This is a genomic window from Streptomyces sp. NPDC058741, assembly GCF_042746715.1.
Lineage (GTDB): Bacteria > Actinomycetota > Actinomycetes > Streptomycetales > Streptomycetaceae > Streptomyces.
In genome coordinates this window covers 110,349-125,489 of sequence record NZ_JBHYQH010000016.1, presented here as the reverse complement: position 1 = coordinate 125,489, position 15,141 = coordinate 110,349, and the positions used below count along the sequence as shown (strand labels likewise).

General features: G+C 69.4%; 7 protein-coding genes. 6 read left to right on the top strand and 1 reads right to left on the bottom strand.

Going from position 1 to position 15,141, the window contains the following annotated elements; all coding sequences use genetic code 11:
• Positions 1-6: 6 nt before the first annotated feature.
• A complete protein-coding gene (locus ACFW6P_RS15910) occupies positions 7-2,091 on the bottom strand; it encodes a PhoX family protein (protein ID WP_386423953.1) in 2,085 nt (694 codons plus the stop codon).
• Positions 2,092-2,371: 280 nt separating this feature from the next.
• On the opposite strand from ACFW6P_RS15910, the gene ACFW6P_RS15905 reads away from it, so the two are divergent.
• From ACFW6P_RS15905 to ACFW6P_RS15880, 6 genes are all read left to right on the top strand, one after another.
• Complete coding sequence (locus ACFW6P_RS15905; RefSeq protein WP_386423951.1) at positions 2,372-4,657, top strand: VWA domain-containing protein; 2,286 nt, start codon at positions 2,372-2,374, stop codon at positions 4,655-4,657.
• A 158-nt stretch (positions 4,658-4,815) separates the two neighbouring features.
• Positions 4,816-6,531 carry a methionine--tRNA ligase gene (gene metG / locus ACFW6P_RS15900; RefSeq protein ID WP_386356994.1) on the top strand — a complete coding sequence of 572 codons (1,716 nt, stop codon included), beginning with the start codon at positions 4,816-4,818 and terminating at the stop codon, positions 6,529-6,531.
• Positions 6,532-6,690: 159 nt separating this feature from the next.
• On the top strand, positions 6,691-6,996 hold the full coding sequence (locus tag ACFW6P_RS15895; RefSeq protein WP_386423949.1) for a hypothetical protein: 306 nt from the start codon (positions 6,691-6,693) through the stop codon (positions 6,994-6,996).
• A gap of 163 nt (positions 6,997-7,159) precedes the next feature.
• Positions 7,160-7,525: a PH domain-containing protein gene (locus tag ACFW6P_RS15890; protein WP_386357000.1), complete on the top strand. Its 366-nt coding sequence runs from the start codon at positions 7,160-7,162 to the stop codon at positions 7,523-7,525.
• A gap of 186 nt (positions 7,526-7,711) precedes the next feature.
• Entirely contained in the window at positions 7,712-10,891 is a 3,180-nt protein-coding gene (drmD, locus tag ACFW6P_RS15885) for a DISARM system SNF2-like helicase DrmD (RefSeq protein ID WP_386423947.1), read from the top strand.
• The gene (locus ACFW6P_RS15880) at positions 10,891-14,985 is read left to right on the top strand and encodes an Eco57I restriction-modification methylase domain-containing protein (protein ID WP_386423946.1); all 4,095 of its coding nucleotides are present in this window, start codon (positions 10,891-10,893) and stop codon (positions 14,983-14,985) included. Before drmD ends, ACFW6P_RS15880 begins: the two co-directional genes overlap by 1 nt.
• The last annotated feature ends 156 nt before the right edge of the window (positions 14,986-15,141 follow it).

Genomic DNA, 15,141 nt, shown 5'->3' with positions numbered 1-15,141 from the left:
CGAGGCTCAGACGCCGATGTCGCGCCCGTCCGCACGCCACACGGCCACGACGGCCGGACGGACGTAGGTGCCCGGCCCGTCGGGCCAGGTGCTGGCCGGCTGCTCCACGGACGCGCCGTCGACCTCGCCCGGGTGCTGCACCGCGACGAGCACGCGCCGGTCCTGGACGATCGGGCCGCAGGTCTCGGCGCCCGTCGGCACGGTCAGGAACTGCTTCAGCTCACCGCGCCGCTCCCCCCGCGTCGCCACGCCGAACAGGCCGTCGTGCGAGCCGAGCTGGGAGCCGTCGGTGGAGATCCACAGGTTGCCGTACGGGTCGAAGGCGACGTTGTCGGGGCACGAGATGGGGCTGACGCCGTCCTTCGGGAACCCGGCGAAGTAGGTCGCCGGGTCCTCCGGGTCACCGGCGACGAGGAACAGCGACCAGGCGAACCGCGTGCTCTCCGGCCGGTTCCACCGCTCGGTCAGCTCCAGCACGTGCCCGTGCTTGTTGGCGTGGCGCGGATTGGCCTCGTCGGCCTTGGCGTTGGAGCCGACGCCGCGGTTGGAGTTGTTGGTGAGGGCGACGTACACCTTGCCGGTCACCGGGTTGGGCTCGATGTCCTCGGGCCGGTCCATCTTGGTGGCGCCGACCTTGTCACCGGCGAGGCGCGTGAAGACGAACACCTCCTCGGCGCTCATCCCCTCCACGTGCGAGACGGCTCCCTTCGCGGTGGCCGTGGCCAGCGGGATCCACTCGCCGCTGCCGTCGAACTCGCCGTCGTCCGGGAGCTTGCCCGTGCCGTCGATCTCGATGGCCGGGGAGTCACCGGTGAGCCTGGCGACGTACAGGGTGCCCTCGTCGAGGAGCGAGAGGTTGTGCTCGCGCACCGCACGGGAGGTGCCGTGCCTCATCCGCTTGCTGCCGACGAACTTGTAGAAGTAGTCGAACCGCTCGTCGTCACCGGAGTACACGACGGGCCGCCCGTCGTGCGTCAGCCGCACGGTCGCCGCCTCGTGCTTGAAGCGTCCGAGGGCGGTGTGCTTGCGGGGCGTGGAGTCCGGGTCGTACGGGTCGAACTCCACCACGTACCCGAACCGGTGCACCTCGTTGGGTTCCTGGGCGACGTCGAACCGCTTGTCGAACCGCTCCCACTTCCGCTCGGTCGCCCCGGACCCGATCCCGTACCGCTTGTCGGTGGGCCGGCTGCCGTGGGCGAAGTACTGGTTGAAGTTCTCCTCGCCGTGCAGGGTCGTGCCCCACGGGGTGACACCGCCGGAGCAGTTGTTGAGGGTGCCGAGCACCTTGGTGCCGCCGGGGTCGGCGGAGGTCCGCACGAGGCCGGACCCGGCGACGGGCCCGGTGAGCCGGAACTCGGTGGTGGCGGTGACCCGCCGGTTCAGCTGGTGCCGGGACACGGCGGTGAGCTTCCCGGTCCTCCGGTCGCCCTCCACCACCACGGCCGACAGCCCGTGCGCGGCCCAGGCGATCTCGACCTGCTCGCGCGTGGGCTCGGCGGCGTCGTACCCGCGGAACATCAGCATCTCGTCGGTGTACTCGTGGTTGGCCACGAGCAGCTGCCGGCCGCGCTCCCCGGGGAGCGGGAGCAGGGCGAGGAAGTCGCAGTTGTACCCGAACTGCCCGGCCTGGGCCTTGGCCGTCTGCTTCTCCGGGTCGAAGGCGGGCGCACCGCGCAGGATGGGCTCGCCCCAGCGGATGACGACGTTCTGCCGGTAGCCGTCCGGCACGGTGACGGCGTCGGCGGTGTTGGGGGCGACGGGGGCGAAGCGCAGTCCGCGGGCGCCCCGGTGGGCGCGCCGCGCGGCCCCGGGAGCGGCGGCAGCGGCGCCCGTCGCGGCACCGGCCTGCGGCGCCCGGGCGACACCCACGGCACCCGCGCCCGCGGCGGCCACGGTCACGACGGCCGCGGCCCGCATCATCGACCGCCGGCTGAGGGCACCGGCGATCACGTCACCGACGTACTCGTTGGAGCTGGTGTTGGGCACCTCGTGGAAGCAGGCGTCCCCACAGCGGAAACGACAGGTCATGGCGGACCGCCCACCAGGGTGCGAACCGGACGGCGTTCCGATCAACGGCAGCAGCTTGCGCACTTTGCTCTCTCCTTGGATGCCCTGAGTCACAGCGCGACCGTAGGGGCACATATGTGCGGGAGCCGGGCGCCCCGGTGAACAAGGAGTGAACCCGGGGCTGCCGTACGGCGGTTGACCCGGTTCAGCAGGCGGACATCTGTGCAGGCCGGATGTGGCTCTTGACAGGGTGAGTCCCGCACACCCGACCCTGCCCAAGATCGCCCGAGAGGGCCGCTAACCTTACGTGTCCGTCCTGGCCAGGGATTGACGGGCTTCAACTCACGCGAAGGGTTGCGCGCACATGGGCATTCTCACTCGGTTGCGGAACGCGTTCGGCCGGTCCCGCAAGTCACGAACCGTCGAGGCGGAGAGTGCGGCTCGGACGACGACGGCCGAGGACCCGTCGACGACGGAACAGCCGAAGTCGACGGCGCCGGAGGAGACCTCGGCCGCCGTGGAGTCGACGGCGACGGCCGGTGGAGCGACGGCGGCGGGCGGAGCGGCGTCCGCGGGCGGATCGAAGTCGACCGGCGCGGACACCGCCGCCCGGCGGACGTCGACGGCCCCCGCGGCGGACCGGAAGGTCCCGCCCCCCTCCCCGGAACCGAACCCCACCCCGACGGCCGGCGTCCCCGAACCCCGCGAGGCACACGACCTCGTATCGGCGGCGTTCGACAACGTGACGGTCCCTCGCCCGACGCGGTCGACGGAGACGACGGTGGAGCCGCCGGAGCCGACGGAGCCGACGGTGGCGGAGGAGCCGACGGTGGCTGACAAGCCGACCGTGGCCGAGAAGCCGACCGTGGCTGACAACCCGACCGTGGCCGAGAACCCTGCGGCGGAGGAGCCGGAGATCGCCGAGCAGCCCGTAGCCGAGCAGCCCGTAGCCGAGAAGCCGACCGTGGCTGACAAGCCGACGGTGGCCGAGGAGCCGACCGTGGCTGACAACCCGGCCGTGGCCGAGCAGCCCGTGGCCGAGGAATCGGCCGTGGCTGACAAGCCGACCGTGGCCGAGAACCCTGCGGCGGAGGAGCCGGAGATCGCCGAGCAGCCCGTGGCCGAGAAGCCGACCGTGGCTGACAAGCCGGCCGTGGCTGACAACCCGACCGTGGCCGAGAACCCTGCGGCGGAGGAGCCGGAGATCGCCGAGCAGCCCGTGGCCGAGGAGCCGACCGTGGCTGACAACCCGGCCGTGGCCGAGCAGCCCGTGGCCGAGGAATCGGCCGTGGCCGAGAAGCCGGCCGTGGCCGAGAAGCCGACCGTGGCTGACAACCCGACCGTGGCCGAGAACCCTGCGGCGGAGGAGCCGGAGATCGCCGAGCAGCCCGTGGCCGAGGAGCAGCGGGACGAAGACGAGGTGCCGGTTGCCGAGGAGAAGGCAGCGGAGGCGGAAAAGCCGGCGGCCGCAGAGCCGACGGTGACGGAAGAGCCCGAGAAGCCCGAGGCGGCCGCCGAGGCCGAGGCCGTCACGGCCGAGAAGACAAAAGCCGAGCCGGAGCCGAAGACGACGCAGGAGCCGGAGCCCGAGCCGAAGGCAACGCAGGAGCCCGAGCCGAAGGCAACGCAGGAGCCCGAGCCGAAGGCAACGCCCGAGACCGAGCCGAAGGCAACGCCCGAGACCGAGCCGAAGGCAACGCCCGAGCCCGAGCCGAAGGCAACGCCCGAGCCCGAGCCCGAGGCGGCTGACCCCACCTCCGACCCCGACCCGGAACCCACAACCGCACCCGCATCCGCACTCGCACCCGCCGACGGCGACGGCGACCCGGCCCCACAGGGGCCACCCGCACCCGCCGACGAAAGCCGCACGGGTGGTGCGGGTGGGAACAACCCGGCCGAAAGCGAAGCCGAGCCCGAGACCGAGCCCGAGCCGACACCCGAGCCGACACCCGAGAGCGACGCCGCGCCCGCCCTCCCCCTCACCAAGGTCAAGTCCCGCGCCCCCGGCCTCACCACCGCCTACAAGGCCGCCGCCACCGCCCTCAAGACCCATGACCTCACCGGCACCCGCGCCAAGGTCTACCTCGTCCTCGACCGCTCCGCCTCCATGCGCCCGTACTACAAGGACGGCTCCGCCCAGGCCCTCGCCGAGCAGACCCTCGCCCTCGCGGCCCACCTGGACCCCGAGGCCACGGTCCCGGTCGTCTTCTTCTCCACGGAACTCGACGGCACCGGCGAGATCACCCTCACCGACCACGAGAACAAGATCGACGAACTGCACGCCGGCCTCGGCCGCATGGGCCGCACCAGCTACCACGCCGCCGTGGAAGCCGTCCTCGCCCACCACGACAAGACGACGGCAGCGACCGGTACCCCCACCACCCCCGCCACCCCCGCCCTCGTGGTCTTCCAGACCGACGGCGCCCCCGACGCCAAGACCCCCGCCACCCAGGCCCTCACCAACGCCGCCGAGACACACCCCGCCGTCTTCTTCTCCTTCGTCGCCTTCGGCGACCCGGAGAACAAGGCCTTCGACTACCTCCGCAAGCTCAGGACCCCCAACACGTCCCACTTCCTCGCCGGCGAGACCCCCCGCGAGCTCACGGACAAGGAGCTCTACGAGGGCGTCCTGGCGAACTGGCGCCCCTGACCCCCCGCACCACCCGACGGCCACCCGACGCCGCCCGCTCCCACCGCGTAGAAACGGGAGGCGGGCGGCGTACCCGTGTCAGCTACGATTTCAAGGTTCCGTAGACGACCGAGACCACGAGATCGTCACTCCGCGTAGCGACTTGGGAGCAGCCCGCGATGGCTCGACACCTCATCACCAGCGCCCTTCCGTACATCAACGGGATCAAGCACCTGGGCAACATGGTGGGGTCCATGCTCCCGGCCGACGTGTACTCCCGCTACCTCCGCCAGCGGGGCCACGAGGTGCTCTACATCTGCGCGACGGACGAGCACGGCACCCCCGCGGAGCTCGCCGCCAAGGAGCAGGGCGTGCCCGTGGACGCGTTCTGCACCGAGGCGCACCACCAGCAGAAGGCGATCTACGACGGCTTCAACCTGGCCTTCGACTACTTCGGCCGCAGCTCCTCCCCGCAGAACCGCGAGATCACGCAGGAGATCGCGCGCGAGCTCAAGGCGAACGGCTTCATCGAGGAGCGCTCGATCCGCCAGGTGTACTCGAACGCCGACGGCCGTTTCCTGCCCGACCGCTACATCATCGGCACCTGCCCGCACTGCGGCTACGACAAGGCCCGCGGCGACCAGTGCGAGAACTGCACCCGCGTCCTGGACCCGACGGACCTGATCGACCCCCGCTCGGCGATCAGCGGCAGCAGCGACCTGGAGGTCCGCGAGACCAAGCACCTCTTCCTCCTGCAGTCGGCCCTGGCGGGCGAGGTCGAGGCGTGGGTCGACGAGCGGGCCGACAACTGGCCCGTCCTCGCCTCCTCCATCGCCCGCAAGTGGCTCACCGAGGGCCTGCACGACCGCGCGATCACCCGTGACCTGGACTGGGGCGTCCCGGTCCCCGCCGACACGTGGCCGGACCTCGCCGCCGAGGGCAAGGTCTTCTACGTCTGGTTCGACGCGCCGATCGAGTACATCGGCGCGACGAAGGAGTGGGCGGACCAGGACCCGGAGAACCGTGACTGGCGCTCCTGGTGGTGGGAGGCGGACGCGGACGTCCACTACACGCAGTTCATGGGCAAGGACAACGTCCCCTTCCACAGCGTGATGTTCCCGGCGACCCTGCTGGGCACCCGCGCCCCCTGGAAGAAGGTCGACGTCATCAAGGCCTTCAACTGGCTGAACTACTACGGCGGCAAGTTCTCCACCTCGCAGCGCCGCGGCGTCTTCACCCACGACGCCCTGGAGATCCTCCCCGCCGACTACTGGCGCTACTTCATGATGGCCAACGCCCCCGAGTCGGACGACTCGTCCTTCACCTGGGAGCACTTCACCGCCACGGTGAACAAGGACCTGGCCGACACCCTGGGCAACTTCGTCAACCGCGTCCTGTCCTTCTCCCGCAAGCGCTTCGGCGACGAGGTGCCGGCGGGTGCCGAGCCGGGCGAGGCGGAGGCGAAGCTGGGCGAGGAGATCGCCCGGCTGCTCGCGGAGTACGAGTCCCAGATGGAGACCATCCAGTTCCGCAAGGCGGCGGCAGCCCTGCGTGCGCTGTGGTCGGCGGGCAACTCCTACCTGGAGGAGAAGGCCCCCTGGCTGGAGATCAAGACCGACCCCGAGGGCGCGGCCCTCACCCTCCGTACGGCGATGAACCTGATCCACCTCTACGCGGTGCTCTCCGAGCCGTTCATCCCGACCTCGGCGAAGACGATGCGCGAGGTGTTCTCCCTGGAGAACGACACGGCGCGCTGGGTCACGGCCGAGGAGGCGAAGTCGCTGGACTCCGTCCCGGCGGGCACGCCGTTCACCATCCCGCCCGTCCTGTTCGCCAAGCTCACGGATGACGACCTGGAGTCCTACAAGGAGCGCTTCGGCGGCGAGCCCGCGTAGTCACGGGCGTGACCCGCGACCCTCCGGCACCGCGCTCTGCCCCCGGTTCTCACCGGGGGCAGAGCGCGTTCCGCTGATCCCCGAAAGAGTGAACGCCTTCCCTCCGCCGGAAATGCGGCTCTCTGCTCGGTTCCATGGCCCTCATGGTCTCGTCAGCCCATGAGGGCAAGCACCGGATCCGGGCTGGAGAAGCTGAGACGACAGGGCTCCCTCTCCCTCCGGGACATGGCCCGCATCCGGGCCAGGATGGACAAGCGGCCCGACGACGAGCACGAGGACGAGGAATGGGCCCGGGGCTACACCGCCGGATACACGGCGGCATGGGCCGGGGCGGTGCTGCGGCTCCTGGACATGCGGGACATCGCTGTCCCCAAGGAGGTCTTCCGGCCCCTTCACGTGTGTCCGGACCCGGACACCCTCACTCGTTGCTTCGACCGCGCCATCACGGTGGACACACAGGAGTAACTGTTCACCGCCGAGCCCGGGCACGCCCGGCCCGCCGGCTCCTGAGCCGCTGCGGACCACTACCGCTGCGGCCCGGGGCCGGTCGCGGGGGATCCGCTCGATCGGGGTGCGCAGGGTGCGTTCGACCGGGACACTCATGGCACCACACATGAGGGAGACAACGATGGCACTGTTCGGCAACGCGCACACCGTGAGTCCGCAGTCGGCCCAGCAGGACTACGCCCGCCTCCTCGGCCACGGCGAACAGGTGCACGCCGCGTTCCTGCTGATCCGCGACACGATCCTGTTCACCGACCGGCGTCTGATCCTGGTCGACAAGCAGGGCATCACCGGCAAGAAGGTGGAGTACCACTCGGTGCCCTACCGCAGCATCACCCACTTCTCGGTGGAAACGGCGGGCACCTTCGACCTCGACGCCGAGCTGAAGATCTGGATCTCCGGCACCCCGGCCCCGATCGAGAAGACCTTCACCAAGGGCGTCGACATCTACGAAGTCCAGGCCATCCTGACCCAGTTCGTGGCACGCTGAGCACTTCGGCCGCTCCCTTTCAGTGGGTGGTGCAGCCATATCACCATCCCCCTTCCACCCGGTCTCTTACGATCGCAGCAGCAGTGTGTTCAGCGAGGCTGGGGGACGAGAACGGTGGCGCACGTCATGCAGGCGACGGAAGTTGAGGCTTCGCCCAGCTCACCTGTGCCGGCCCCGGGGCAACGAGTGACCGTACGCAACCGCCCCTGGGTGGTGACCGACGTCCTCCGCTCGACCGCCGCGAGCGATGATCCCGCCCGGGCTGCGGAAGCCGCTCCCAGCCACCTGATCACCCTCTCCTCGCTGGAAAGCGACGGCCGGGACGAGGAACTGCGGGTGGTCTGGGAGCTGGAACAGGCCACCGACGTCCACGATCAGTACGAACTGCCGTCGCCGAAGAGCGGCTTCGACGACCCCGGCCGTCTGGACGCCTTCCTGGACGCGGTGCGCTGGGGAGCCATCGCCTCCGCCGACAAGACGGCCCTCCAGGCGCCGTTCCGCTCGGGCGTCGAGATCCAGGACTACCAGCTGGACCCGGTGGTCCGCGCCCTGTCCATGCCCCGCACGAACCTGCTGATCGCGGACGACGTCGGTCTGGGCAAGACGGTCGAGGCCGGTCTGGTGATGCAGGAGCTGATGCTGCGCCACCGCGCCCGCTCCATGCTGATCGTCTGCCCCGCCGGCCTGACCCTTCAGTGGCGGGACGAGATGCGGGACAAGTTCGGCCTGGACTTCCGGATCGTCAACACCAGGATGTTGCGTGACCTGCGCCGATCGGCCGGGCTGTACGCCAACCCCTGGACCCACCACCCGCGTCTGATCGTCTCGATCGACTGGCTGAAGCGCGAGCGCCCGCTGCGGATGCTTCGGGAGCTGCTGCCACCCGTGCCGGAGTACCCGCGCGCCTTCGACCTGCTGGTCGTGGACGAGGTGCACACGTGCGCGCCCTCGGGCACCGGAAAGTACGCCGTGGACTCGCAGCGCACCCGAGCCGTGAAGCTGCTCGCGCCACACTGCGAGCACCGCCTCTTCCTCTCCGCGACCCCGCACAACGGCTACCTGGAGTCCTTCACCGCGCTCCTGGAACTCCTCGACGACCACCGGTTCGCCCGCGGCGTCAAGCCCTCCGAGGAGCAGCTGCGCCGGGTGATGGTGCGCCGCATGAAGTCGGACCTGCCACCGCTGTGGAACGGCAAGCCCCGCTTCCCCCGCCGGGTGCCGCACGCGCTGGAGGTCGACTACAGCGACGCGGCGCGGGAGGCGTACGCGAAGCTGGCGGCCTACGCGCGCTCGCGCCGTGACGGCCAGGGGGACGGGAAGGCCGGCCGGACGGCCGCCGACTTCGTGACGACCCTCCTGAAGAAGCGCTTCCTGTCGTCGCCGAAGGCGTTCGCGGAGACGATCAGCACCCATCTGAAGACCATGACGTCCCGCCCGACCCGGCCCGTGGAAGAACCGGCCCCGAGTGTCCGGGTGCTGCGTCCCCTGATCGACGGCGTCGAGGAGGCCGAGGAGGAGAACGAGCAGGAGCAGGCCGAGGCGGCGGCACGCGCCCTGACCGCCGCCCGCCAGGCCATGCGCCCCCTCACGGACCACGAGCACAAGCTGCTCAAGGAACTCGACGCCTGGGCCGTGGACGCCGGGAAGCGGCCGGACGCCAAGTTCGCCCGCTTCCGGGAGTGGCTGGACGAGATCGTCTGTCCCGACGGCCCGCTGGGCGACTGGAAGCCGAAGCGGGTGATCGTCTTCACCGAGTACCGCGACACCCAGCGCTGGCTGTACGGACAGCTCATCGCCGCCGGTTATCCGGCGGAGCGGATCGCGCAGCTCTACGGAGGCCAGGACCAGGACGAGCGGGAGCAGGTCAAGCAGGTCTTCCAGGAGAGCCCCGACCTGTCCCCGGTCCGGATCCTGCTCGGCACCGACGCGGCCAGCGAGGGCATCAACCTCCAGGCGCACTGCCACCGGGTGCTGCACTGGGAGATCCCGTGGAACCCCAACCGCCTCGAACAGCGCAACGGCCGTGTGGACCGGCACGGGCAGAAGGCCGACCAGGTCGACGTCTACCACTTCGTGCCGCGCGGCTGGCAGGGTTTCGACCCGGCCCACGACCACCACACGGACTCCGGCTATGACGACGGCGCCCTGGAGGACGAGCTGCACTTCCTCGCCGTCGCCGCCCGCAAGACCGAACGCATCCGTGAGGACCTGGGCAGCGCGGGCGAGGTGATCGCCGCGCAGGTCGAGCAGAAGATGCTGGGCCGGCGTTCGAACTGGACCACCGCGGACGCCGAGATCACCAAGCGGTCCGGCAAGGCCGTCCTCAAGGTCGAGCGCGACCTCGCCCGCGACCTGGAGCGCCTGGTCGACGCCCTCACGGACAGCCGCCACCAGCTCCACCTGACCCCGGAGACCGTCGAACGGGTCGTCCGCACGGGCCTGCTGCTGGCGCACCGCAAGGACCTGACCGAGGTCCCCGATCCCAAGCCGGAGCGCGGCGCCCGCTGCTTCCGGCTGCCCGAGCTGCCCGGCGCCTGGGCGCGCGCCCGCAACGACGGCCTGCGCCACCCGCTCACCGGCACGGAGCGCCCCGTCGTCTTCGACGAGGCGGAGACCCGCGACCGCACGGACGTGGTCCACATGCACCTGGGGCACCGCCTGGTGCAGATGTGCCTGCGGCTGCTGCGGGCCGAGCTGTGGTCGAGCGGCCCGGGGGCGCACCTGTCCCGGGTGACGGCCCGGGTGGTGCCGGACGGGGTGCTGCGACAGCCCGCTGTGGTCGCGCACGGCCGCGTGGTCATCACCGGCAGCGGCGGCACGCGGCTGCACGAGGAGGTCATCACGGCGGGCGGGCTGATCGAGGGTGGCAAGTTCGCCGCGGCGAAGATGGAGGACGTCGACGGGTGGCTGGCCGAGACCACGGAGGAACTGCCGGCCGAGGGAGTGCTCACCGAGCTGACCGGCCTCTGGGACCACTTGGAGGAGCGCCTGGCCCGCGCTCTGAACAACCGGGCGAACCGGCGCTTCCGCTCACTTGAGACAATGCTCGCCGAACGCTGTGAGCAGGAGGTCGAGGGCATGCGCGCGGTCCTGGAGGACCTCGGTCGCTCGATCCGGGCGCGTCTCGACGACACCGGGCACTGGCAGCAGGAGTCGCTCTTCGACATCGACGACGAGCGCCGCCAGCTGCGTGCCGACCGCGAGGCGCTCCTGGAGCGGCTGCGGAGGCTGCCGCAGGTGACGGAGACGGAGACCGCCGCGCTGCGCCGCCGCTGGTCCGATCCCTCGCCCCGCTGGTTCCCGGTCGCCGTGACCTTCCTCGTCCCCCGCTCCCTCTCCGCCACCGCCCGCCAGGAGAACCGCTGATGCCGACCGCCGCCCGCACCGCCGGGAAGGTCCCGCCGAAGGGCTCGGTCCCGACCCCCGCCCAGCAGCACGAGGACTGGCTGCGGCTGCTGCGGCCCGACGGCCCGTTCGTCTCGCTGCCGGTGCTGGTCAATGTGTTCCCGCAGGGCCTGGACACGATCCCTCCGGAGACGTGGGCGAGGCTGCGGCAGGCCTGGGCGGAGGTGCAGGAGGACCCGGCGCTGCTGCGGTCCGCCTGGGAGACGTTCGTGCTGGCGGAGCTGCTGGGCTGGCGGGCGCCCGGCCTGCGCGAGGGCGCGGCGATCCCCGAGTCGCTGCGGGCCGGCGCGAACACGCCCGACGCGGTCCTGGTCGGCCCCGGCCGGTCCGGCGGCCTGGCCCCGCGCGCCCTGTTCTTCCGCACGGACGACTGGGAGGGCCCGCTCAACCGCCCGCGCGGCGAGCAGCCGGGCCTCGCCGACCGCGCGGCCGAGCTGTGCCGTGCCCGCGAGGTGCCGCTCGCCCTGCTGACGAACGGCCGCGAGTGGGCCCTGGTCCACGCCCGCCCGAAGGAAGCGACGACGATCGCCGTCTTCGACGCGGACCTGTGGACCGAGGAACCGATCCTCGCCCGCGCCTTCACCAGCCTGCTCACCGCGGGCCGCGCGGTCCGCCCGCCGCTGGACGCCGACGGCAAGCCGACCGACTCGACGGCGGGCCTGTTCGCCCGCACCGCCGAGGCCCAGTCCGAGGTCACCGACACCCTCGGCCGCCAGGTGCGCGAGGCGGTGTCCCTGCTGGTGGCGGAGCTGTCCCGGCTGGACAGGGAGTCGGGCGGCGAACTGCTGCGGGGCGTCCCGGCCAGGCAGGTCTACGAGGGCGCGCTCACCGTGATGATGCGCCTCGTCTTCCTCCTCTACGCCGAGGAGCAGCGCCTGCTGCCCTCCGGGGACGAGCTGTACGACGCCTCGTACGCCGTCGGCCCCCTCCACGACGAGCTGGCGAAGGCGCAGAGCCTGCACGGCGACGAGCTGGGCGACCGGGTGGAGGCGACCTGGCCACGGCTGCTCGCCGTGTTCGCCGCGATCCACGGCGGCAGCACGCACGACCAGCTCTGGATCCCGCCCTACGGCGGCTCGCTCTTCGACCCGTCCCGCTTCCCCTGGCTGGTCCCGGCCAAGGTGACGGACCGGGTGGTGTACGAGATCCTCGACGCCCTCCTCACTCTGCGCGCACGCAAGGGCTTCAAGGGCAAGGAGCGCCTGTCGTACAAGGGCCTGGACGTCGAGCAGATCGGCCACGTCTACGAAGGTCTGCTGGAGTACGGCTGCCACTGGGCGGAGGAGCCGTACGTCGGGGTCTCCTTCGGCCGGGACCGCAAGTACGAGGCGGTGCTGCCGCTGGCCCGCCTGGAGGAGTGGGAGGCGGCCGGAACGCTCGCCGAGCAGGTGGCGGCGGCGTCCGGTACGAAGCCGGCCACGGTGGCGGCGGCCCAGGCCAAGTCCGGCACGGTGACGGTCGAGCTGGAGACGGCGTGCGGCAGCGACACGGCCCTCGTCGAACGGGCGGTCGCCTTCTCCGGCCTGTACGGCACGGACCTGCGCGGTGAGCCGAAGGTGTGGCCGGAGGGCTCGGTCATCGTGGTCCGCTCCGGCAACCGGCGGGACACCGGCACGCACTACACGCCGAAGGCGCTGGCGGAGGAGGTCGTGGAGCACACCCTCGCTCCGCTGTGCTTCTCGCCCGGCCCGGCGGAGGGCGCGGAGCCCGGCGTCTGGCGGCCGAAGAAGGCCGAGGAGCTGCTGAAGCTGCGGGTGCTGGACCCGGCGATGGGTTCCGGGGCGTTCCTGGTGTCGGCGTGCCGGTACCTGGCGGACCGGGTGGTGGAGGCGTGGCTCCGTGAGCCGGAGCTTCCGCAGGAGATCGCCAAGGACGTGAACCGGGACGACCACGAGCAACTGCACCAGATCGCACGGCGGTTGGTGGCCGACCAGTGCCTGTACGGCGTCGACCGCGACCCCATGGCCGTGGAGCTGGCCAAGCTGTCGCTGTGGCTGGTGACGCTGGCGAAGGGCCGGCCGTTCTCGTTCCTGGACCATGCGCTGCGGTGCGGGGACTCGCTGATCGGATGCCTCACCGCTGACCAGATTGAGGCTTTCCATCTCGTACCAAACGACGGGCATAGACTCAACTCTCGTCTCTCCGGCGAAATCGACAAGGTCATCGGCTCCCTGCTGTCACGGGCCGCAGAGCTGCGTCGGGACATCGAAGGCCACCAGGTACTCGACATCCGCGATGTTCGAGAGAAGGCCTCGAAGCTCGCAGAAGCCGACGCTCTGACCGAACGGCTGCGCCTCGCTGCTGATGCGGTCGTTGGCGCGAAATTGTCTACAGCAGTGACCAGGTCAGAAGATGCCTACAGCGACCGGCTGGCTTCCGTTGCAGATCTGGTCGGTAAGGCGCTGCGAGGGGAGGGAGAATCAGAAGCGGAAGCTCGGAGAATAATCGACAGTTGGCTCCTCGCCTCCAACAACGGTACGCGTACCAGTCCCCTGCAGCCGCTGCACTGGCCGCTCGAGTTCCCGGAAATTATGGCCGACCTCGCTGGAGGAGGGCATGGATTCGACGCCATAGTAGGCAACCCACCCTTTATCGGCGGAACTGAGATCAGCGGCCGCATCGGCAAAGACAGCTTGAGCTACATCGGGCAGGTCGTCTCCGATGGCTTCACCTCTGGGGGACGCGCCGACCTATGCACATATTTCCTGTTGCGCAACTTGCGCTTGACCCAACAGGGACGCATCGGGCTCATCCTCGTCAATACAATCGCCCAGGGCGATTCGCACGACGTTGGCCTTGCGAGGGTAGCCGAATATGGCGGCAATCTTGTCCGAGCGGTCAAATCCCATCCTTGGCCCGGCCAGGCAAGCGTTTCTGTTTCACTCGTATGGCTAAGTAAGAACACAAGCCGCGAGCGGATAATTCTCGACGGCACGGAAGTTTCAGCTATCACTTCTAGCTTGACAAGGCCTTCTCGTGTCGCCGGACGGCCTTACTCCTTGAGGACGTTCTCTGGGCAGGTCTCGCAGGGATGCAAGACCACCGGCACCGGATTCCTGCTCGAACCACGCGAGGCGCAAGCCTTGATTACCAAAGACCCTCGGAACGCCGAGGTAATTCGGCCCTACCTAATCAACGACGAGGTGAATAATCAGCCAGATTCTGCTGCACTCCGCTGGACAATCGATTTCGACGAAATGAGTGAGGACGAGGCGCGTACTTATCCCGACGTTTTCGCCATCCTAGAGGAACGAGTACGACCCGTACGCCAGCGAAAAAAGGCTGACGGCAGCTTCCAGTTGCGCAACCCGCTGCCTCAACGATGGTGGCTCTATGGAGACAACCGTACAGCTATGCGCAAAGCAATCGCCGGACATGATCGGGTGCTGGTGATCGGCCTGCACAGCAAATACGGCCTCCCAAGCATTGTGCCAGCCGGGCAAGTTTACTCCAACTCCTTGGCGGTCTTTCACACGCCCGATCAATCAGCCATGCTCGCACTTCTAACCAGCACGTGGCATTTCAACTGGTGGACAGTGAAGGGCGAATCAACGCTGGAAACCCGCCTCCGTTACACCCCGTCGGACGGGTTCGACACATTCCCCCAACCGGCGCTCACAAACCGCATTCGCAGTGTCGGTGAGGAGCTGCAGACGCACAGACGCCATGCCCAACTCTCGCGGACACCGCAGCTCGGCATGACTGATCTCTACAACGAATTCCATAACCCAGCGAACCATGATGCAGATATTCAGCGACTGCGAGAGATCCATGTCGAAATCGACTTGACGGTTATGGAGTCGTACCTGGCCCACCCATTGGTCGCGCGTCTAGGGTGGACACCGCTGAACTTGAACCGCGACTTCCACGAGACACCTCAGGGCCTACGTTGGAGCGTTGATCCCCGTATCAAAATGGAGATGAACGATCGCCTACTTGAGCTCAATCACGCCGCCTATGCCGACGAAGTGCAACGAGGTCTCCACAACAAGAAAACAGCAAAGAGCAGGAGGTCAGCAAGCCGTGACAACACCTCAAGTTCCACACTTTTCTGACTGAGTTGCAAGAACGCCTCGACGGCCCTAACCGCTGTCCATTGATTGCGCGGAGAACTGGGGCCGTTACGTCTCCGATGTGAGCACTTCGCCATGGAAAGTGTTCAGAGCAACACGCGTGTAACGCGCCAAGCGACAGCAGGCACGGGACGCGCC